Consider the following 20348-nt stretch of genomic DNA (forward strand, 5'->3'; position numbering starts at 1 on the left):
GAGCGCGAGACGCCCTGTCACAACAACCTTGCTTGATGACCCGAAATTAAGGCCAACCTCCGATCACGAGCACTGAGCCGCTAATCGGCAGGACTCGCATTTGGAGGTCGCCTCATGAAATATACTACCCCGGTGGCACTGGCCGCCGTACTCGCACTCGGCATTGCCGGGCAGACTGCAATCGCCCAGGACACGGGCACCGACACCGACGCTGAGCCGGTGGTAGAGGAACCTGCCGGCAAGGGTGCAATCGTCACCCGTGGCGATCTGACCGAAGATCGCGCAGTGCTCGACGAGGAAGGCAATCCTGTCGTCGACGAAGCCGGCAATCCGCTCATGGAAACAGTCGTGGTCGGTCGTTCGCAGACGGTCGAAACGCCCTCGGGCAATGTCCACACCATCACCAAGGCCGATGGCGAGCATGCCGTCGTGACCCATGAACGTGCCGAACGTCCCGAACGCAGCGCCCGCGTCGAAAAGGCCGAGCGCCCCGAACGTCCCGAAAAGCCCGAGAAGCCGGAAAAGCCGGAAAAGCCCGGCCGCGGCGGCTGACATCATCGATGAAATCCGAAGCCCCGCCCCGCGCGTGCGGAGGCGGGGCTTCCTGTCCAGGGGACACCAGATCATGCGGATCACCAAAGCGGCAGCGATGGCCGCCATCCCGATTGCACTCGCCACACCGGCAGCGGCCGATGACTATGTCCAGTTCAGCACCGGTATCGACTATTCGAGCGGCGACTATGGAGACACGGTCGACACCGACATGCTTGCCGTACCTTTCTCGGTGAAGGTCCAGCGCGGCAATTTCGACGTCAAGCTGACACTGCCCTATGTCGATGTCACAGGCCCGGAAGGCGTCATTCCTGGTGACGGAGGCGTACGAGGCCCCGGAAACGGAAACGGCAATGGCGGTGGCGGGACTGCCGATCCCGTTGTGTCTTCGCGCTCGGGGCTCGGCGATGCCGTCCTGTCGGCGACTTATTCAATGCCGATCGGCGAGAGCACCTGGTTCGACACGACGGGCAAGGTGAAGTTTCCGACCGCTTCGGAAGCGAAGTTCCTCGGAACCGGTACCACCGATTTCACTCTTCAGGGCGAATTGCTGCATGCCTTCGGTCCGCTGAGCGCATCGGTGCGCGGCGGACGTCGTTTCAACGGTTCGAGCGACGTCTACCCGCTCGAGGATGTGTGGCAGGCGGGCGGAGGGCTGTACCTCGCTTCCGGCAACAGCACCTTCGGCCTCGACTACGACTGGCGCGAAGGATCGCTCGCCACCTCGCCCGACCGGAGCGAGATCACCGGATCGCTGACCCAGAAGCTCAACGATAGGCTGAGGCTGCAAGGCTATGCCTATACCGGACTCGCCGACGGCAGCCCTGATATCGGCGCCGGCGCGCAAGTCCTCTACCGCATCGGCGGTTAGGACAATTGTTCGACCTTCTGCCGCACTAGCGGCAGCTGGTCGTTGCCGAAATACATGTTCTCCTCGCCCACGAAGATCGTCGGGGAGCCGAAGGCGCCGCGATGTATCGCTTCGTCGGTGTTGACGCGCAGGCGATCCTTGATCTCGGGGTCGGTCGACCGTTGCGCCAGCGCCGCCCCGTCGAAGCCTGCCTCGTCGGCTATGGCGACCAGCACTTCGGGATCGTCGAGATTGCGCATGCCGGTGAAATAGGCCTCGAATGCCGCGTGGGCGAAGCGTTCAAGCGCCTCTTGGTCGTCCTCCAGTGCGCAGCAGAAACGCATGGCGTGGACCGATTTGACCGGATGATGTTCGGAAGGGAAATTCATCTCCACCCCGGCCAGCCGCGCCCATTGCTTGAGCCAGACGAAGCTGCGGGCCAGCCGCGCCGCATTCTCCGGCTTGCGACTTTCGTAAACGGCCGGATTGACCGCATTGAAGACGCCGCCGACCAGGAACGGGCGCCATGTGATCGCATAGTCGAGACCTTCGAGCTTGGATCGGATGTTGGCGAAGGCGAGCCGCGTCCACGGGCTCGACAGGTCGAAGAAGAATTCGACATCCACGCTCATAGCAATTTCGCCTTCCCCGTTCCGAAGAGGTTGCGTCGCTCCTCCTCGCTCATTTCACCCTGCCTTCGCATGTCGCTGCCGAGAGCCACTCCGCGCCGCAGGCCTTCGCGAGCCTTCAGCGTGTCGTACCAACGCTTCACGTGCGGGAATTCGTCGAGCGGAACCCCTTGCGCCTTCCAAGTCCGAACCCACGGGAAACAGGCCATGTCGGCGACCGTATAGTCCGGCCCCGCGATGTGTTCTTCCTGCCCCAGTTGGCGGTCCATCACGGCGTAGACGCGCAGCGTCTCGCGGTGGAAACGCTCGATGGCGTAGGGGAGCTTCTCCTCCGCGTAGAGGTGGAAGTGTCCGTGTTGCCCCAAAGTAGGGCCAAGGTGGCCGACCTGCCAGAACAACCACTGCCGCACCCGCGACATTCCGCGCAGGTCGGTGGGGAGGAACTGCCCCGACTTCTCGCCAAGGTAGAGCAGCACCGCGCCGGATTCGAAAACGGTGACCGGCTCTCCCCCGTCACCGGGCGCATGATCGATGATTGCCGGAATCCGCCCGTTGGGATTGATCGCGAGATATTCCTCGGTGTGCTGGTCTCCGGCGGCAAGGTTCACCCAGCGCGGTTCATAAGCGAGTCCGCACTCCTCCAGCATGATCGCGACCTTCCACCCGTTGGGCGCAGGCGCGGTGAAGAATTCGATCATCGGCTGGCAATCTCCCCTGTCTGGAAGGCACCATCATGAGCGGAGAGGGGCGATGCAAGAAAAAACCCCCGGCGGGCGGTGGCCTGCCGGGGGTCGATGTCCGTTTGGGTCTTGGCCGCTTCAGCGGAGGCTCACCACATTGTCCGCTTCCGGACGGGTGCGGCTGCCGTCGTAGAGGCTCGCCATGGGCTCGTCGGTGACGATGATCCGCTCGGCCGCACCGAAGCCGTTGAAGTCGGTCTTCATTGCAGCACCGTATGCGCCGAGCATGCCGATCTCGAAATAATCGCCAGCCTGGATGTCCTCGGGCAGCGGGAACGGGCCCTGCATGTAATCCGCATCGTCGCAGGTCGGGCCGTAGAAGGCGAAGTCCATCTCCGGCTTGATGAGGTCGTCCTCAAGCGCGCGGACCGGGAATTTCCAGTCCACGTGAGCGGCATCGAACAGCGCGCCATAGGCGCCGTCATTGATGTAGAGTTCGTCTCCGCGGCGCTTCTCGACCTTGACGATCAGCGAGGAATACTCGGCGCACAGCGCACGGCCCGGTTCGCACCAGAGTTCGGCGTTGTAGGCGATCGGCAGGTTGTAGAAGTGCTGGTGGATGACCTGGAAATAGTCCTCCAGCGGCGGAGGCTCCATGCCCGGATAGACACTCGGGAATCCGCCGCCGACATCGACCATGTCGATGACCACCGAAGCCTCGGCAATCGCGGCGCGCACGCGCTCCAGCGCCTGGACATAGGCGAAGGGGGTCATCGCCTGGCTTCCGACGTGGAAGCAGACGCCGAGCCAGTCGGCATGCTGGCGGGTTTCCTGCAGAAGCGCGGGCGCTTCGGTCAGGTCGCAGCCGAACTTCGACGCGAGGCTGAGTTCGGAATACTCGCTCGACACACGCAGGCGGATGCACAGGCGCAGGTCCTGCGCCGGCTCACCGGCCTCGTCACGGCAGGCATCGACGATCTTTGCCAGTTCCTCGACCGAATCGAGGCTGAAGGTGCGCACGCCGTGCTGGTGATACGCTTCGCGGATGGCGCTGGGCGCCTTGACCGGGTGCATGAAACACAGCGTCGCTTCGGGAAGGACGCTGCGAACCAGGCGCACCTCGGCGATCGAGGCGACGTCGTAATGCGTCACGCCGTTGTCCCAGAGTATCTGGAGCAGGTCGGGCGAGGGATTCGCCTTCACCGCATAGAGCGAGCGGCCCGGGAACTTCTCGACGAAGAAGCGGGCGGCGCGCGCGGCGGCGTGCGGGCGGTTGAGAATGACGGGTTCGTCAGGCGCGAGCGCGCGAACTACAGACCGTGCGTCAGGGAAATGCTGCAACTCAAGGGACCCCCTAAACAGTCCTTGCGGACCATGAAACGACAAGCTGCCTTGCGGTTAGGAAGTCCCCTTGGGGCAGCGGGAGCGGCGCATATAAATCGTGGGTCATGAAACGCAAGTGAATACGCGCGAAAAATGCGCAACCCCGCCCCGGGGCGCGTCGGGCGCGAGATGCGGTGGGTCGAGCCCGCCCTAGCCGCGCAAACCGCGGCCGGTGCTGCCTCGCGAAAGCGAGTCTCCGGCCGACACGTTGAGGAAGGCATCACCCCCCTGCGCAGCACTCGACGGCCCCGAATCGCGGTAGATTCGCGCCTTAATTGCCTCGTCGCCCACCGGATCGAGCGGTTGTGGTTGCAAGTCGGCGAGTTCGGAATAGGTGGCATCGTCGCGAGCCGTGTCGCCGGTGAGGTCCCCTACCCGCTCCACCAGGAGCGGAAAGGCAGCCGGAGTGCGTGCCGGATCGAGCGCGGCGAGCATGATGATACCATCGAGCACCATGGCACGCGGCAGCGTCACGCCGCGGCACATCACCGTGACCGGCGAGCGACCGATTCGGTCGAACAGGTAGACAATGATGTTGCCGGCGAACGGGAACAGATGGCCGGTGAAATCGAGCCCGGATCCGCTCATCTTCACTTCGACCAGCCCGCTGTCCGTGCGGCGGATTATGCCATAGTCGTGGAAGAGTTCTCCCGGCATCAGCAGCGAGGGGCGCGAAGTTCGCCAGAACCCTTCGTAGGCGCTTCCCCGCGCGGTCATGTCGCCTTCCACAGCCTCGCGGAACTCGCCAAGGATCGGCTCGGCTGGCGAGACACCGGGGACAGTCGGCATCTCGATCGAATAGCGCCGCGCCAAGTCCTCCGCTGGCAAATACCAGTCTGCGAGTCGGAAACCTTCTGCATGATCGGCGAGCAGGTGGCTGAGGCGCGCCAAGTTGTGTTCGCTGGGGTGCACCGTTCCTGCCAGCCAGCGGCCCACCAGCGACTTGTCGACACCCAGTTGGTGCGCGAGCTCGACACGGCTGAGCGATGCTGCCTTCAGCATCATATCCAGCTTGATGGGTAGGTCGCGTGCCGGGTCCATGTGCTTGGGTTACTCCTGCCGTCAGCGATTGCAATTGGTTGCATTGCACGGTGCATCGCGATGCGGCTGCGCTCGCCCCGGCAATCGGGCCAACTTCCCCGACGGATCGCGTAATCGTCACCAAGGGAATTTCATTATGCGCAAGTCACACATGATCCTTGCCCTCGCCGCCATGGCCACCGTAACCGGTGGTTGCTCGACGCGGCCGCGCAATTTCGCCGCCTCGGTCGGAACTCCGGTTGCCGATCGCATGGCATTCGAGAGCGACTATCGCACATGCCAGCAACTGGTCGCGGCAGGACACAAGTCGAACTTCAAGGGAGCTGCGGCAACTGCCCTTACCACGGGCGTCAGTACGGTCGGCACGGGTGCCGCGATTGCCGGCCTCGGCATGGGAGGGGTGAACATCGGCACGGGCGCGGTCTCTGCCAGCTTTGCTGCCGTACCCGTCATCGGCGTGCTGGCCGGTTTCGGAATGTCTCGGGCCATCCGCGGGGGACGTGAACGCAAGTTCAAGCGCGTGATGGGCGATTGCCTGGCCGAATACGGCTATTCGGTCGACAGCTGGGTGAAGCTGGACCGCAAGACCGACGCGGTTGCCGAAGCTGGCTCACGCGTTGCGTTGCGCCCCGCGCCCGAACCTGCACCGGTCGACGCCGTTGAAGTCGCCGTGGCGGAAGCTGCGGGCGAGCCGGTCGAGGTCGCGAGCCTCGCTCCGCAGCCGGACTGAGCGTCAGCTCAGCCGGTCGCGGAAGGTCTCGTAGCCGAACTCCTTCACCAGCTCGAGCTGGTCGGTGTCGCTGTCCCAGAGGTAGATCGAAGGCAGCTGCACACCGTTGAAGGTGTTGGTCTTGACCATCGAGTAATGGGCCTGGTCGAGGAAGGCGAAACGGTTGCCGACCTCGGCCCCGCCCGGAATGCGATAGTCGCCGATGACATCGCCAGCGAGGCAGGAGGGGCCACCGATGCGGGTCGGGGTAACGTCAGGATCCTGCAACTCGCCAAGCATCGCCGGGCGGTAAGGTGCCTCGATCACGTCGGGCATATGGCAGGTCGCAGACACGTCGGATACCGCCACCGGCAGGCCGTTCCACCCGGTATCGAGGATGGTGCCGACGAGGATGCCCGCGTCGAGCGCCACGGCTTCACCCGGTTCGAGGTAAATTTCCGCGCCGGTATCGTCCTTCGCGTCCTTGAGGAACTTGACAAGCTCCTCGCGCTGGTAGTCTGCTCGGGTGATGTGATGGCCGCCGCCCATGTTGATCCACTTGAGCTGACCGAACCAGGGTTCCAGCGCATCGAAGACCACGTCCCAGGTCGCCAGCAAGGGCTCGAAATCCTGTTCGCAGAGATTGTGGAAGTGAATGCCGTCGACCTGCGCCATGATTTCCGGCGTCAGCTGGTCGATCGGGAAACCGAGGCGACTGCCCGGGCTCGAGGGATCGTAGCGCGGGACTTCGCCCTGGGGGCTGAGCGGATTGACGCGCAGGCCGATGTCGAAGTCCTGTCCGCTCGCGCGCGCATTCTCGAGGATCAGGGATGCGCGTTCGAGCTGGCCCGGCGAGTTGAAGATGACGTGGTCCGACAGGCGGCAAACCTCGTCCAGTTCCTCCGGCTTGTAGGCAGCCGAATAGGTCGCGATCTCGCCGTCGTAGAACTCGCTGGCCAGCCGCGCTTCCCACAGGCCCGAGGTGCACACACCATCGAGGTACTCGCCGATGATCGGCGCGGTCGACCACATGGAGAAGGCCTTCAATGCGGCAAGCACCTTGATGTCCGCCGCGTCGCGGATGTCGGCCAGCACCTGGCAGTTGGCGCGAAGCTTTGCAGCGTCCACCACGAAAGCGGGGCTGTTGACACGATTGAGGTCGAAGTGCGCGAAGGCGCCCGGGTCGCCGGCTCTGGTTTCCATGGCCGCCCCCTAGCCGCTCAGGCAGGCTTCGGCGAGACCCAGATTTGTTCGTTCCCGGATGCGCTGCGTACCGAATAGCTGAACCCGGCATCGTCCCAGCCGACCTGGGCACCGCCGTGCGTGCCGTCGATCGCGATTGCCGCAATACCGCCGCCGAACTTGTAGCCCTTGTCGGTAATCCGCTTCAGCGCTGTCGCGGCGGCGATATCGGGCGGCATGCCCTGCCGCATCAACTCGACCGTGTGATAGGTCGGCAGGAAGCGCATCATCACGTCGCCATTGCCGGTCGCAACCGCTCCGCCCACGGCCTGGTCGCCATAGGCACCCGCGCCGGGGATCGGGGAATCGCCGACGCGTCCGGGGATCTTGAACTCGCGACCGTTGGTCGAGCAGCCGACGCACAGGTTTCCGGCCGCATCGACAGAGATTGACCCGACCGTGTCGTGTCCCGGCAAATGATCCTCGGCAAACGGCTCGGGCAGGAAGGCATCGGTGCGCTCGCCCTTGGCGGCCCACTTCTCCCATGCTTCCTGCGAGCGCAGATTGGTGAGCGAGGTCTCCTCGAACCCCATGCGCACGGCGAATCGCGTCGCATCGTCGCCGACGATCAGCGAGTGCTGCGTTTCCTCCATAACCTTGCGCGCGACCGAGATCGCCTTCTTGACCCGCTTGAGGCAGCCGACGCCGCCGAAATCGTGGCGCGGGCCCCAGAAGATCGTCGCATCGAGCGTGGTTTCACCGACCTCGTTGGGTACGCCGCCGTAGCCGACCCAATATTCGTCGGGCAGCAGCTCGACGTGGTTGATCGAGTGCTCGACCGCATCGATCGAGGAACCGCCAGCGGCGAGGACCGGCCACGCTGCCTCGTTGGCGCCGGGCCCGAAATCCCAGGTCGTGAGAACGAAGGGTCCGCGGACCTTGCCCGAGGCACGCGGCGCAGCGATCGAAGGGCTGGCTACAACCGATGCCGCGACAGCGGCTCCACCAATAAAACCGCGTCTTGTCGTTGCCATGATTCTTCCCTTCCCCTCATGCATTCCCGTCCCCGAGGACCGGACCAGCGTTTTCTGACCGTCAGTTTCCTTGAGCCACCAGTGCATCGACCTGGCGTGAAATCGATCGGCGGACGGCGACGAGTTGCTCAGGCCCGATGTCCTGCCATTTCATTATCGATTTCGACACGCGCCTTCCGTTGGTGAAGGCGATGAGGTTCGAAATCAGCATCAGGGCGTCCAGCCGTTCGTCATCCCCCGGATCGGCAAAGCCGCGTGCCGCAGCGATCAGGCGCGCCGCCAATTCCGTGCCTGGCTGCCACAGGCTGTCGTAGAGGATCGCGAAGGCATCGCCCGGGGCGTTCATCTCGCGCGCAACGAACCCTGCCCAGATCGCGGCATCCTCGTTGGCGACAAGCGTATCGACCAGCGCGTCCATAAGCTGGCGCAGGCGAACAAGAGCAAGATCGGGATCAACCCTTTCACCGCTCCCCAATAGAGCGATTGCCGGACCCGAAGCCGATGCGGTTCCTGCTGCGAACCGCTCGACAATGGCCCGTGCACATTCGACGTAGAGCGCATCCTTGGACCCGAAGTGATAGTTCAGGGCTGGCTGGTTGACCCCGGCAGCGGCAGCGATCGTGCGCGTACTGGCCCCGTCAAGCCCGCTCTCACCGAAGGCCACGATTGCCGCATCAAGGATGGCACGCCGCGTGTCCGCACTCTTTGCATAGGCACCGCGGCTGGCAGGTTCGGTCTGAGCCATGTCCGCGGGATAGGCCAAGAGCGAGTTTAGCTCCAGAGGTCCCTCAAAGAATTCAGACCGATGGTTTGTACTTGCTCGCGTCGGTGATGAAGTCGGCATGGCCGTAGGTCTTGAGCAGCCTGGCCAATTTGCCGACCAGGCGACGGTCCGCCCAATCTCGTGTGACCGGAATTGCATCAAGCAGTTTGAACCACCGGATCCGGCCATGGACGAAAGCCACTGCCGTCAGTGCGGCGAGCTTGTCGATCGCGCTCATGGTCACGCCCACGCTGGCGGCCAGCGCCCGGTCGCCGCCCATGAAATGTTCGATGAAGAACAGTTTGGAGAAGCCGCCCTCCATCCACCGCCTGACCCCGGCCATTGGACCTCGGCCCTGCGTCATTTCCGCCGCCATTGTTGCGCGCAGCAGGGCACCGCAGGTCTCCGGGTCGAATTCCGCGCGCAACGTCGCCTGGCGGGTAAGCCAAAGCTTCTCGATCCCTCGCGGTGTGTCGCTCAGCAGGTCTTCGGGCAGGCCGAGGAGGAAGCAACGGTAACGCGCCAGTTCAACCTTGGCGCGTTCTTCGGGTGTGAATGTCTCGCGCCCGCTGTCGAGCACTTCGCGTGCCATCAGATAGGTGCCGATGAGGCCTGCGGGCATCTGGTCGACCTGCGGGATCGGTATGCCGAACACCGAGACGTCCCAATTGCCGCTACGCATGATGTTGGCCCGCACCATCGAGTGCATCAGGCGAACCTTGGCCGCCGCCTTGAAGCCCGCGCCATCGCGCCGCAGGGCCCCGGGCATCAGCGTGGAGGTGAAGAAACTTCCTGTCTCGTATGCACGGCGCGCGGCGGTGTTGTTCGACAGCGTACCGGTCAGCGCCATTGGAAGCGCACTGTATTTGTTCATGAAGGTCGCGATGAAAGCCCCGCGCAGCACAAAGGGTGTCAGGTGAACGTGGGCATTGCGCTCCTGCCGGGCACCTTGCTCCACCATCTCAATGTCGAGCCAATCGGGCTTTTCTTCCATTGCGCCGATGAATGCGGACAGCTCTGCAGGTGCGTCCTCGACAGCCTCGAGCCCTTCGTCGCAAGCGAGGTCGAGCATGTCGACGAGACGACGGAACCCGAACTCGGGCATCAGCGCGGCATAGGCGTCGGCCGTCCGGTCACCCGTCATGGTGTAGGCCCTGATCGTCTCGAGGCAGTCTTCGTCCGCAAGCAGTTCCGCCCGGCGCGAGAGGAATCGCGGAGGCATTTCAACTTTGTCCGCCAGATCGGTGGAGAACCGCTCGGGCATGACGGCGAAGTCCACGTTGCCATAGATGCGCGGAATATCATCGCGCTGCGCCAGCACCTCGGCAGGCAGCGGATCGTTCTTGGGCGCAAAGTCGGAATCGAGTGCGAGCGTAGCCATGGCGGCTCCTTTCCCGACTCAAATTATATCACTTGATAAAATCGTCAAGCGAGTGCTGCGAGCTCACTACGGCAGAGAGAAACGAGCCAAGCGACCGCCGGGCACGTCGGTGACGTAGGCCTTGCCGTCCGCTCCGACCGCGAGGTCATGGCCAAGGCTCGCATCCACACCCGGCAAGCCAACATCGAAGGAGCGCTCGATCGCCCCGTCGGCGGCGTAGATGCGGATGACAGCACCCTTGCGATCCGCTCCATCCCTTCCTTCGACCGCCAGGAGTCGACCGTTGCCAAGCGGCTTGATCGAATAGGTGTGGTTGCCGCCAGGGGAGACGCGGCTCTCGACCAGCTTCCCGTCGAAGGAGTAGATCTGGATGCGCCCGTTCTCGCGGTCGGCGACGTAGATGTGCCCGTCATCCACCGCGACCGCGTGGGCGATATTGAAGTCGCCCCAGTCCCTGATGAAGTGCCCCTCGCGGTCGAACTCGGCAATGCGGGTATTCACATAGCCATCGGCAACGAGCACATTGTCTCCCAGAAACGCCACGTCCGCGGGTCGGCCGAAGTGTGTCGCGTCCTGCTTGCTGACTCCGCGTTCGCCGATCACGAGCTCCTGCTGCCCGTCGTGGCTGAAACGGAATACCTGCTCGCGTCCGACATCTGTGATCCAGACCTTGTCATCGGCGTCGATGGAAATGCCATGGGGCATGACGAACAAACCCGCGCCCCAGCGAGCCAGAAGCTTTCCTTCGGGCGAGAACATGAAGACCGTCGGTTCGGCGATGGGTTCTGCGGGGAAGGGCTCCTCCCACACCCGCCCGGCGCGATGCAGGACGAAGATGTTTCCTTCCTTGTCGACATCGACCGCGCTGACCTCGCCGAACTTGGCATCGGCGGGTATCGTCGGCCAGCCGGCATCGACCGCCAGCTTGGGCACCTCCTCCTTGGGAGGAGCCTGGTTGCAGGCCGCGAGCGCACAAGCAATGACCCCGATTATCAAAGCCCGCACGGATATGCTTCCATAAGTCCGGTTACCGTCTTGCGCAGCTGAATGCAGTATCGGTTCACCAGCCCCTTGCCCTCCCGTCAATCGCGACACATGACTGCATCAGCCTTGCCTTTTCGCACGATGGCATAGCATCCGAAGGGTACATTGCTTGGTGAACACTTGCCAGCGACCGTAATATCGCCGGCCTCTTCCGCATAGCAATAGCCCTCGCACTCATCGCTGTCGGAACAGCTCTTGCCTGCATCGCCGTACTGGATGACGCACATTTCGTGCTGAATCATCCCTTGCGGACTGGGTGTGCCGCCGCTTTCAATACACAGAGCTGCCTCCTCGTCGGACATACGGCCAGCATTTCCAACTGGCAGACGCGGGGGCGGATTAGGTCGCGTCTCCGCGACCTCCCCTGACTTGGTGACATCTGGCGCTTTCGACCCGAACTGGGGATCGCAAGCTGCCAATGCGAAGGCGACGGCGCAGAAAGTCAGCGTCCGTCGCATAGGCATCAGAACTCGACCGGTCCGTCGAGTTCCTCGACCGTCCACGGCAGGCCATGCCGGTTAAGCATGTCCATGAAGGGATCGGGATCCATTTCCTCGACGTTGAACACACCCTCGCCCTTCCAGATGCCCTGCACCACCATTGCGCTGCCGATCATCGCCGGAACACCGGTAGTGTAGCTGACCGCCTGGTTGCCGGTCTCCTCGTAAGCGGCCTCATGGCTGCAGATGTTCTTGATGTAGAACGTCTTCTCGCCCGATCCGTCGAGCGCCTCGCCGGTGGCGATGCAGCCGATGTTGGTGTTGCCCTTGGTCGTTTCGCCCAGCGTTTCGGGCTTGGGCAGCACGGCGGCAAGGAACTGGAGCGGGATAATCTCTACGCCCTTGTACTTCATCGGCTCGATGCTGGTCATGCCGACGTTCTGGAGCACGGTGAGGTGCTTGATGTATTCGTCGCCGAATGTCATCCAGAAGCGCGCACGCTCCATCTCAGGATTGAACTTGGCGAGGCTCTCCAGCTCCTCGTGGTACATCATGTACATGTTCTTGGGGCCGACCGCCTCGAAGTCGAACTCGACGCGCTTGCCCATGGCCGGGGTCTCGACGAACTCGCCGTTCTCCCAGTGGCGCGCAGGCGCGGTCACTTCGCGGATGTTGATTTCGGGGTTGAAGTTGGTGGCGAAGGCCTGCCCGTGGTCGCCGCCGTTGCAGTCGAGAATGTCGAGCGTGCGGATCGTCTTCAGCTTGTGCTTCTTGAGCCACATGGTGAAGATGCTGGTGACGCCCGGGTCGAAGCCCGAACCGAGCAGCGCCATGATCCCCGCTTCCTTGAAGCGATCATGGTATGCCCACTGCCAGCTGTATTCGAACTTGGCCTCGTCCTTCGGCTCGTAATTGGCCGTGTCGAGGTAGTCGACGCCGGCAGCAAGGCAGGCGTCCATGATCGGCAGGTCCTGGTATGGCAGCGCCAGGTTGACGACGAGGCTGGGGCCGATCTTCTTGATCAGGTTGATCATCGCCGGGACTTCCTCGGCATCGATCTCGTAGGTGGCGACATCCACGCCGGTGCGCTCTTTCACGCTGGCGGCAATCGCGTCGCACTTGGAACGCGTGCGGCTGGCGAGATGGATGTCCCCGAAGATATCCTTGTTCATCGCCATCTTGTGGACGCAGACCGAGCTGACGCCTCCGGCACCGATCACGAGGACTGTCGACATGTTTCACTTCTCCGAATTCGAATCTTGGCGCTCCCCTAGCGAAATGCGCTAAGCGCGCCAAATGATCCGAGACTCTTCACGCAACCCGACCCGCGAAGGCGTCGCCGAGGCCTATGAAAAGATTGCTGCGATCCTGCCGCCGACGCCGCTGATGCCGGTCGACATCGGCGGCGTGCAATGCTGGGCCAAGGCTGAGGTGCTGCAGCCCGTGGGCGCGTTCAAGATCAGGGGGGCGTGGCATCGCCTGTCCGCGCTGTCGGAGGAGGAACGGGCGCGCGGTGTGGTTGCCGTGTCCTCCGGCAACCATGCGCAAGGTGTCGCTTGGGCAGCGCGGCGGCTGGGGATACCAGCCACAATTGTCATGCCGCGCAACGCGCCACAGGTGAAACTCGATGCAACCCGCGCGCTTGGTGCCGAAGTAGTGCTGTATGAAAGGCCGGGCGAGGACCGCGACGAAGTTGCCGCGCGGCTCATCGAGGAAAGCGGTGCGACACTGGTCCATGCATTTGCCGATGCCTGGGTAATCGAGGGACAGGGGAGTGCCGGTATCGAAGCGGAGAAACAACTCGGTCGCACGCCTTCGCGCTTCATCGCGTGCTGCGGTGGGGGTGGCCTTGCGGCAGGCCTCGCCCTCGCCTGCCCGACCAGTGCAATCCATCCCGTCGAGCCGGAAGGCTGGGACATGGTCGGCCAGTCTCTTGCTGCGGGCGAAATCGTCCGCGTTGCCGCCGATCCGCCCAAGACTATCTGCGACGCCCTGCAGCCCGACGCCACGAAAGATATCAACCTTGCCGTCCTGCTCGGCCGTGCGGAGCCCGGGGTGGCGGTGACCGACGACGAAGTGCGCGAAGCCCAGCGGTTCGCGTTCCGCAACCTTCGCCTGGTCGTGGAACCGGGCGGCGCTGCGGCACTGGCGGCGGCTCTGTCCGGCAAGGTGCCGGTCAATGCCGATACTGTCATCATGCTGACCGGCGGCAATACCGACATGCAGAGCTTCGCGCAGACGCTCGCCAGCGGATAGGTTGCGTTTGACAATCCCCCCGCTCCATCGCAGATTCCTGCCAAGGGTCGGATAGGAGGGGAAAAAACAATGCAAGCCCAGATGCTGGCGCCCGCAGCGGTGCTCATTGCGTGGTCGCTCGTCATGCTGTTCTGGACCGCGGGAACGCGCTTTCCGGCCATGTCGAAGAGCGGCATGGACATTTCCAAGGCCAAGCCCGGCGGTCGCGGCCAGGACCTCGAGGGCGTCCTGCCCGACAGCGTGCAGTGGAAGTCGCACAATTACGCCCACCTGATGGAACAGCCGACCATCTTCTACCCGGCGGTTGTGATCATCGCTCTGATGGGCGCCAGCGCTGTCGATACGCTGGCGGCCTGGATCTACGTGGCCCTGAGGATCATCCACTCGATCTGGCAGGCAACCGTCAACGTGGTCGCGATCCGCTTCATGCTGTTCCTGCTGTCCACCTTCGCTTTGGTGTACCTCGCGTACCGGGCGGTCATGCTGACCGTCTTCGCCGATCCGGGAGCTCTCGCATGATCCAGTCAGCAATCCTGCAACCCGTCGTCGCACTCGCCGGCTGGACGATGATCATGTGGTGGTGGATGTACCTCACACGCATCCCGGCAATGAGCAAGGCGGGCATCGACGGGACCAAGATGGTCGGTTCAACCGGTGCCAGCCTGCGCGCGGAACTGCCCGACAGCGTGAGCTGGAAGGCCGACAACTACAACCACCTGCACGAAGCGCCGACGGTATTCTATGCCATCGCGATCGTGCTCGCGATCATCGGTCAGGGCGAAGGGCTGAATGCCCTGCTGGCGTGGATCTATGTCGGCCTGCGCGTCGCGCACTCGCTGGTCCAGGCGACCGCCAATCGCGTACTCGTGCGGTTCGTGTTGTTCGCGCTGTCCAGCCTGGTGCTGATGGCTCTGGTGCTTCACGCCGCCATCGCGGTGTTCTGACGCACCTCGAGGCGTTTATCCGGCGGCCACGCTTTCCACTTTCTGGGCGTGGCCGTCGGCATCGATTTCCAGGCCCGCGAGAAAACGCTCTGCGTCGAGCGCGGCCATGCAGCCCATGCCCGCGGCCGTAACGGCCTGGCGATAGACATGATCGGTAACGTCGCCGGCCGCGAACACGCCCGGGATGGCTGTCTTAGGTGAGCCAGGTTCGGTCAGCAGGTAACCGCTTTCGTCGAGCGGCAGCTTGCCCTTGAACAGCTCGGTCGACGGGGCATGGCCAATCGCCACGAAGGCTCCGTCCGCTTCGAACCGGGAAGCCTCGCCCGTAACCGTGTCGCGCAGGTTAAGGTGACCAAGGGTTCCCGTCGCGCCAGCCTCGAAACTATCGACGGTCTTGTTCCACAGGACCTTGATCTTGGGATGCTTGAACAGGCGTTCCTGAAGGATCTTCTCTGCCCGCAGCTCGTCACGGCGGTGGATCAGCGTCACGTCGTCCGAATGGTTGGTGAGGTAGAGCGCTTCTTCGACCGCAGTGTTGCCGCCGCCGATCACCGCGACCTTCTTGCCGCGATAGAAGAACCCGTCGCAGGTCGCGCAGGCCGAGACGCCCTTGCCGCCGAGTTCCATTTCGCCCGGGACACCGAGCCATTTGGCCTGCGCGCCAGTAGCAATGACCAGCACATCGGCAACGTATTCATCGCCGCTGTCGCCAATGGCCTTGAAAGGCGAGCCGTTTGCGAGGTCGACGTCGACGATCGTGTCCCACATCATCCGCGTGCCGACATGTTCGGCCTGCTTCTGCATCTGTTCCATCAGCCATGGGCCCTGGATGACGTCGGCAAAGCCGGGATAGTTCTCGACATCGGTGGTAATGGTCAGCTGGCCGCCGGGTTGCAGGCCCTGCACCACGATCGGCTCCATCATCGCGCGCGCACCATAGATGGCGGCGGAATATCCGGCAGGGCCGGAGCCGATGATGAGCATCTTTGTGCGGTGGGTAGCCATATCTAGTCTCGTAAGGTCAGAATCTCGGTATGCCCGGCTATATGGGAAGCCGCGCGCCGAGAGTCACGCGAGGAACCGGCCCTTGAGCCGTTCGCGCAACGGTTCATCCACACCTATGACATCGGTCAGGTACCTGTCGAAGTCGCCATAGTCGCGGCGCACCTCCGCATGGAATGTGTCGAGGTATTCGGTGCGCACTTCCAGGAGGTCGCGGACCTGTTCCACTTCCAGCTTGCGGCCAAGGCGTTCCTCGATACCCGGCAGTGACTGCTGGACGAGGACATCGAACGTCGGGCTCTTGTTGGTGCGCAGGAATTCTTCGCGCTGCAATTCCTCAGGCACGCCAAGGATGTGGAGCAGCATGCTCGCCGCGATGCCGGTGCGGTCCTTGCCGGCAAAGCAATGGACAAGGCTCGCACCGTCGCGCTCTGCGAGCACATTCAGATAGCGACCGAACATGTCGATCATGGCGGGATTGTGGGGCATGCGAGTATAGACGGCGATCATCCGCTGGCGGGCGAAATCCGATGCAGTGGCGCCCGGTTCGACATCCATGTGCGGTGGGCTGGAAGTGGTTTCGCCATCATAGAACAGCACTTCGCCGTCGAAGCCCTCGACCCGTCGGCACGGATTGCGTTCGCGCTCTGAGGTGCCGCGCAAGTCGATGACCGTGCGAATGTCGAGGTCCGCAATCGCCTTGAGGTCCTCATCGGTCGCATCGACGTGCTGGCCGGATCGGAACAGCAGCCCACTCTTCACGCGCTCGCGCCCACGCGTCTCCCAACCGCCATAGTCGCGGAAGTTGTGAATGCCTTGAGTGACGAGGAAAGGATCGCGAATCATCGGGAGACAAGTGGCACTCGTGCGGGCCGCCCGCAATGTCTGCGCGCCTGCCTAGCGCGCAATATTACGTAGCCAACCGGATAGGCGGAACGAACCCTCCGCAGGTAAGCCACTGGAATATCGAAAGACCGGAGTATTGCCCATGGCGCATATCCTGATCGTCGACGACGATGAAATCGTGGCCGAGCTCGCCGCCAACATCCTGATAGAGGCGGGTCACGCCTGCGGATGGGTGACGGATGGCGACAAGGTGCTGCAGTTGCTCAAGTGGCGCAGGCCCGACCTGCTGCTACTGGACCAGGACATGCCGGGCATGAGTGGACGGCAGGTACTGCGGGAAGTGCGGCAATCGGCGCGCAACTATGACCTGCCCGTCATCATGTTTACCGCGATACAGGGCGCCGAGGACGAAGCCGCGGCAATGTACGGCGGCGCGCAGGCATATGTCCGCAAACCCTTCGACAGACGGTTTCTGCTCCACACGGTGAAGCTGGTGCTGCATTCGCGCGAGGGACGCCCTGCCCACCGTGAACTCCGCGAGGTCATGGAATACAATGCAGGTCGCGGGCGGGAAGACGGCTTCGTCACCCGCGCCGTCTGAGGATCAATCGATCCGATCAGCAGCCTTGGGCACGAGGATCAGCGTCCCCTCTTCGACCCGCCATGACCCCAGTCGTGCAAGCACATTCATCCCGATGACATTGAAGTCGCCGAAGTTCGCCGCAACTGCGGCATCCGTACCACTGGCGTTGATGTTGCCGAAGGTGAGACTCTCTACCGTCGAAACATAGGCCTGCACTGTGCCGTTGGCGGTACCCAGCATGATGGGTATCCCTCCCCTGCGCGGTTCAAGTCCGGCACGCTCGGCAAGCGGCTCGGAAATCGCGGTTAGCGTGGCGCCGGTGTCGATCATGAAGTTGCCCGGAACGCCGTTGACTTGGGCCCGGACCCAATAATGGCCGTCGGGAGAAATCGGGATCCGGGTCTCGCCGCCGGCCACGACCTGTTCCGGCAGGCCAATCTGCGGAACGGCGACATCGAAACGGGGATCGAACCGGGAGAGCTGGAGCACCACCGTTAGCAGTATTGCGCCCAACGCCACGGAGCTTGCGGTCTTCAAGATACCACCGAGCGCGGTTCGCTTTGCGACGAGAGCGCCAATCCAGCCGATGACCATCGCCGCAACTGCGGCCATCAGCAATTCAGAGCGCGGTATCGCTCTCAACGTGTCTGCGGCGGCAGAAAAAACGGGTCCGATGTCCATGGCGAGGATATAGGAAGCGACGCGTGGCGCGTCCATGAATGTCAGGGCGCGTCGCGGTGTTCGGTCGCGCGGGCAAGGATCAGTGCGAACCGTTCGCCCTTGTCGAGCCAGCGTTCCAACGGGGTCCAGCCGCCTGCCAGCAACAGAATGTTCGCGCTGCGGCGGGTGAACTTGTGACTGTTCTCCGTATGGATGGTTTCGCCCTTCCTCATGAAAAAACGCCGCCCGGACACGTCGAAGGCGATGTCGCGCTTGGCTTCGAGATGCATTTCGATGCGTGCGAAATCATCGTTCCAGCGCGCAACGTGGGCGAAGGCATCGACAGGGATCGTGCCGTCGAGCTCGCGATTGATGCGATGGACGAGGTTTAGGTTGAATGCGGCCGTTACGCCTTGTGCATCGTCGTAGGCTGCCTCGAGGGTTGCGGCGTCCTTTACCAGGTCCATGCCGATCAGCAGCAGCGGTGCCTCGCCATCGTCGGCACCCAGCGTGGCGCGCATCGACCGCAGCAGATCGACAGCCGTCCGTGGGACCATGTTGCCGATGGTGGAGCCGGGGAAAAACCCCAGTTTCTTCAGCGGCGCGACATCGTCGGGCAAGGCGACGCGGCGCATGAAATCCGCTTCCACCGGATGAACCGGCAGGCCGGGAAACTTCTCGCCAAGCGCGGCGGCGCTCTCGCGCAGGAAATCGCCCGAGATATCGAGGGGGACGTAGGCGGCGGGCTCGATTGTCTCGAGCAGTAGGGGCGTCTTGACCGAACTTCCCGAGCCGAACTCCACCACAGCTCGGTCGGGCCCGATGAGATCTGCGAACTCGGCTCCTCGAGCCTGGAGGATTTCGGTCTCCGCACGCGTCGGGTAGTATTCTTCGAGCCCGGTGATCTGTTCGAATAACTGCGAACCCGCCTCGTCGTAAAACCAGCGAGCGGGCACAGCCTTCTGCTGCTGGCGCAGACCGGCGAGGACATCCGCGCGGAATGCGCGGTCGACGCCGTCCTCGTCACGGTCGACGATGGCAATGCCTTGTTCGGTCCGCATCACACGTCCCTCGCCAACCGCAGGCCGGTGAACTGCCACCGCTGGTGCGGATAGAAGAAATTGCGATAGCTCGGGCGCGAATGGCCGCGCGCGGTGGCGCAGCTGGCACCCTTGAGGACGAACTGGCCGCTCATGAACTTGCCGTTGTATTCGCCCACGGCGCCCCCGGCAGGCTTGAAGCGCGGATAAGGCAAGTATGCCGAGCGGGTAAATTGCCAGCAGTCGCCGAACAGCCCGGGACTGCCCACAGGCAATGGCGGTGCAGCACTGTCGAGCTGGTTGCCGCCGCTGGGATCATGCGCCTGTTCCTCCCCTTCCTGCCCGCGGGCGATGGCTTCCCATTCGAATTCGGTGGGCAGGCGGTTACCGGACCAGGTCGCGAAGGCGTCCGCCTCGAAATAGGAAATGTGTGTGACCGGCGCTTCGGCAAGGCGAGGTTGCCAGCCTGAATGGGTGAAGTGCTCTTCCTCCCGCCAGTAGAGCGGCGCGCGGATGTCGTCCCGGCGCACCCAGGCCCAGCCGTCGGAAAGCCACAAGGTCGGTGTCTCGTAGCCGCCGTCGGCTATGAACTCCGCCCACTCCGCATTCGTCACGAGACGAGAGGACAGGGCAAAAGGCTCAAGCAGGACGCGGTGTGCGGGTCCCTCGCTGTCGAAGGCGAAGCCGGGTTCCTGGTGACCAATCCGCGCCACCCCGCCCGGGTGTCCGAACCATCCGTCGCACCAGGCCTCTGCCGCGGCTCCAGTGTCCTCCCACATCGCCACGCCGAGCGGGTTCTGGAAGAGCGCATGCTTGATGTCGGTGAGCAGCAGTTCCTGGTGCTGTTGTTCGTGCGCAAGGCCGAGTTCGATCAGCGGCTGCAACTCCTTGCGATCAAACAGCAGTTCCATCGCCGCATCGACATGGGCGCGCCACTCGAGCACTTGCGCCAACGTCGGGCGGGACAACATCCCGCGCGAGAAGCGCGCGATCCGCTCCCCTTCCGCCTCGTAGTAAGAGTTGAAGACGAAGGGCCAGCGCTCGTCGAACAGCGCATAGCCGGCCAGATGGTCGCGAAGCAGGAAGGTTTCCCAGAACCACGTGACATGCGCCAAGTGCCACTTGGCGGGAGACGCATCTTCCATCGACTGGATGGTGGCATCGGCTTCGGACAGCGGGGCAACGAGTGCTTCGGACAGCGCGCGCACGGCGCGGTAGCGCGCCTTGAGCGGCGCGTCGGCGAAAGCAGGGACTTGCTCAGGATGGGGCATGGGGTCCCCCTCGGCGCAACGGCTGCCAGGTCGCGGCAACCATTTGCGATGATGGCGC

Annotated in this window: 23 protein-coding genes; 7 read left to right on the top strand and 16 right to left on the bottom strand. The window is 63.4% G+C overall.

The genetic code is table 11. The features are described from left to right. The first annotated feature begins 114 nt into the window (after nt 1-114). Together IRL76_RS08110 and IRL76_RS08115 are read left to right on the top strand one after the other, a co-directional pair. Entirely contained in the window at nt 115-552 is a 438-nt protein-coding gene (locus IRL76_RS08110) for a hypothetical protein (RefSeq protein WP_200980878.1), read from the top strand. A 73-nt stretch (nt 553-625) separates the two neighbouring features. Then, nucleotides 626-1423, top strand: a complete 798-nt coding sequence (locus tag IRL76_RS08115; protein ID WP_200980879.1) for a hypothetical protein — start codon at nt 626-628, stop codon at nt 1421-1423. Here the strand turns inward: IRL76_RS08115 and IRL76_RS08120 are convergent. The 4 genes from IRL76_RS08120 to IRL76_RS08135 form a co-directional block, all read right to left on the bottom strand. After that, a complete protein-coding gene (locus tag IRL76_RS08120) occupies nt 1420-2034 on the bottom strand; it encodes a 2-hydroxychromene-2-carboxylate isomerase (protein ID WP_200980880.1) in 615 nt (204 codons plus the stop codon). The two genes, IRL76_RS08115 and IRL76_RS08120, sit on opposite strands and share 4 nt — an antisense overlap. Further along, nucleotides 2031-2729, bottom strand: coding sequence for a glutathione S-transferase N-terminal domain-containing protein (locus IRL76_RS08125; protein ID WP_200980881.1), 699 nt, complete (start codon nt 2727-2729; stop codon nt 2031-2033). The genes IRL76_RS08120 and IRL76_RS08125 overlap by 4 nt, the downstream gene beginning before the upstream one ends. A 120-nt stretch (nt 2730-2849) precedes the next feature. Continuing rightward, nucleotides 2850-4052: a type III PLP-dependent enzyme gene (locus IRL76_RS08130; RefSeq protein ID WP_200980882.1), complete on the bottom strand. Its 1203-nt coding sequence runs from the start codon at nt 4050-4052 to the stop codon at nt 2850-2852. A gap of 192 nt (nt 4053-4244) precedes the next feature. Then, the gene (locus IRL76_RS08135) at nt 4245-5135 is read right to left on the bottom strand and encodes a helix-turn-helix domain-containing protein (protein WP_200980883.1); all 891 of its coding nucleotides are present in this window, start codon (nt 5133-5135) and stop codon (nt 4245-4247) included. Between the two features lie 136 nt (nt 5136-5271). Here IRL76_RS08135 and IRL76_RS08140 point away from each other — a divergent pair, with 136 nt between their 5' ends. Then, complete coding sequence (locus IRL76_RS08140; RefSeq protein WP_200980884.1) at nt 5272-5865, top strand: hypothetical protein; 594 nt, start codon at nt 5272-5274, stop codon at nt 5863-5865. A 3-nt stretch (nt 5866-5868) separates the two neighbouring features. Here IRL76_RS08140 and IRL76_RS08145 read toward each other — a convergent pair whose 3' ends face one another. From IRL76_RS08145 to IRL76_RS08175, 7 genes are all read right to left on the bottom strand, one after another. Then, nucleotides 5869-7047 carry a carboxynorspermidine decarboxylase gene (locus IRL76_RS08145; protein ID WP_200980885.1) on the bottom strand — a complete coding sequence of 393 codons (1179 nt, stop codon included), beginning with the start codon at nt 7045-7047 and terminating at the stop codon, nt 5869-5871. Between the two features lie 17 nt (nt 7048-7064). Further along, the gene (locus tag IRL76_RS08150; protein ID WP_200980886.1) at nt 7065-8060 is read right to left on the bottom strand and encodes a glycosylasparaginase; all 996 of its coding nucleotides are present in this window, start codon (nt 8058-8060) and stop codon (nt 7065-7067) included. A gap of 61 nt (nt 8061-8121) precedes the next feature. Next, nucleotides 8122-8805: a CerR family C-terminal domain-containing protein gene (locus tag IRL76_RS08155; RefSeq protein ID WP_200980887.1), complete on the bottom strand. Its 684-nt coding sequence runs from the start codon at nt 8803-8805 to the stop codon at nt 8122-8124. A gap of 52 nt (nt 8806-8857) precedes the next feature. Next, a complete protein-coding gene (locus IRL76_RS08160) occupies nt 8858-10204 on the bottom strand; it encodes an oxygenase MpaB family protein (RefSeq protein WP_200980888.1) in 1347 nt (448 codons plus the stop codon). A gap of 66 nt (nt 10205-10270) precedes the next feature. Beyond that, nucleotides 10271-11209, bottom strand: coding sequence for a peptidyl-alpha-hydroxyglycine alpha-amidating lyase family protein (locus tag IRL76_RS08165; RefSeq protein WP_246449605.1), 939 nt, complete (start codon nt 11207-11209; stop codon nt 10271-10273). A 77-nt stretch (nt 11210-11286) separates the two neighbouring features. Then, on the bottom strand, nt 11287-11490 hold the full coding sequence (locus IRL76_RS08170; protein WP_200980889.1) for a hypothetical protein: 204 nt from the start codon (nt 11488-11490) through the stop codon (nt 11287-11289). Nucleotides 11491-11711: 221 nt separating this feature from the next. Next, a complete protein-coding gene (locus IRL76_RS08175; RefSeq protein WP_200980890.1) occupies nt 11712-12923 on the bottom strand; it encodes a saccharopine dehydrogenase family protein in 1212 nt (403 codons plus the stop codon). A 61-nt stretch (nt 12924-12984) separates the two neighbouring features. On the opposite strand from IRL76_RS08175, the gene IRL76_RS08180 reads away from it, so the two are divergent. From IRL76_RS08180 to IRL76_RS08190, 3 genes are all read left to right on the top strand, one after another. Then, a complete protein-coding gene (locus tag IRL76_RS08180) occupies nt 12985-13944 on the top strand; it encodes a threonine ammonia-lyase (RefSeq protein ID WP_200980891.1) in 960 nt (319 codons plus the stop codon). A gap of 69 nt (nt 13945-14013) precedes the next feature. Next, nucleotides 14014-14463 carry an MAPEG family protein gene (locus IRL76_RS08185; RefSeq protein ID WP_200980892.1) on the top strand — a complete coding sequence of 150 codons (450 nt, stop codon included), beginning with the start codon at nt 14014-14016 and terminating at the stop codon, nt 14461-14463. Then, entirely contained in the window at nt 14460-14888 is a 429-nt protein-coding gene (locus IRL76_RS08190; RefSeq protein ID WP_200980893.1) for an MAPEG family protein, read from the top strand. The genes IRL76_RS08185 and IRL76_RS08190 overlap by 4 nt, the downstream gene beginning before the upstream one ends. A gap of 15 nt (nt 14889-14903) precedes the next feature. Here IRL76_RS08190 and trxB read toward each other — a convergent pair whose 3' ends face one another. Together trxB and IRL76_RS08200 are read right to left on the bottom strand one after the other, a co-directional pair. Further along, a complete protein-coding gene (gene trxB, locus IRL76_RS08195; RefSeq protein WP_200980894.1) occupies nt 14904-15893 on the bottom strand; it encodes a thioredoxin-disulfide reductase in 990 nt (329 codons plus the stop codon). A 63-nt stretch (nt 15894-15956) separates the two neighbouring features. Then, nucleotides 15957-16736, bottom strand: a complete 780-nt coding sequence (locus IRL76_RS08200) for a tyrosine-protein phosphatase (protein ID WP_200980895.1) — start codon at nt 16734-16736, stop codon at nt 15957-15959. Between the two features lie 142 nt (nt 16737-16878). Here IRL76_RS08200 and IRL76_RS08205 point away from each other — a divergent pair, with 142 nt between their 5' ends. Next, nucleotides 16879-17337, top strand: coding sequence for a response regulator (locus tag IRL76_RS08205; protein WP_200980896.1), 459 nt, complete (start codon nt 16879-16881; stop codon nt 17335-17337). A gap of 3 nt (nt 17338-17340) precedes the next feature. Here IRL76_RS08205 and IRL76_RS08210 read toward each other — a convergent pair whose 3' ends face one another. Genes IRL76_RS08210 through egtB form a run of 3 tightly spaced genes read right to left on the bottom strand, consistent with a single transcriptional unit; the run spans nt 17341 to nt 20290 of the window. Continuing rightward, entirely contained in the window at nt 17341-18036 is a 696-nt protein-coding gene (locus tag IRL76_RS08210) for a retropepsin-like aspartic protease family protein (protein ID WP_246449609.1), read from the bottom strand. Between the two features lie 5 nt (nt 18037-18041). Beyond that, nucleotides 18042-19040, bottom strand: a complete 999-nt coding sequence (gene egtD / locus IRL76_RS08215; protein WP_200980897.1) for an L-histidine N(alpha)-methyltransferase — start codon at nt 19038-19040, stop codon at nt 18042-18044. Continuing rightward, the gene (gene egtB / locus IRL76_RS08220) at nt 19040-20290 is read right to left on the bottom strand and encodes an ergothioneine biosynthesis protein EgtB (RefSeq protein ID WP_200980898.1); all 1251 of its coding nucleotides are present in this window, start codon (nt 20288-20290) and stop codon (nt 19040-19042) included. The genes egtD and egtB overlap by 1 nt, the downstream gene beginning before the upstream one ends. Between the last annotated feature and the right edge of the window lie 58 nt (nt 20291-20348).

Origin of the sequence: Qipengyuania soli, assembly GCF_015529805.1 — a bacterium.
Taxonomy (GTDB): Bacteria; Pseudomonadota; Alphaproteobacteria; order Sphingomonadales; family Sphingomonadaceae; genus Qipengyuania; species Qipengyuania soli.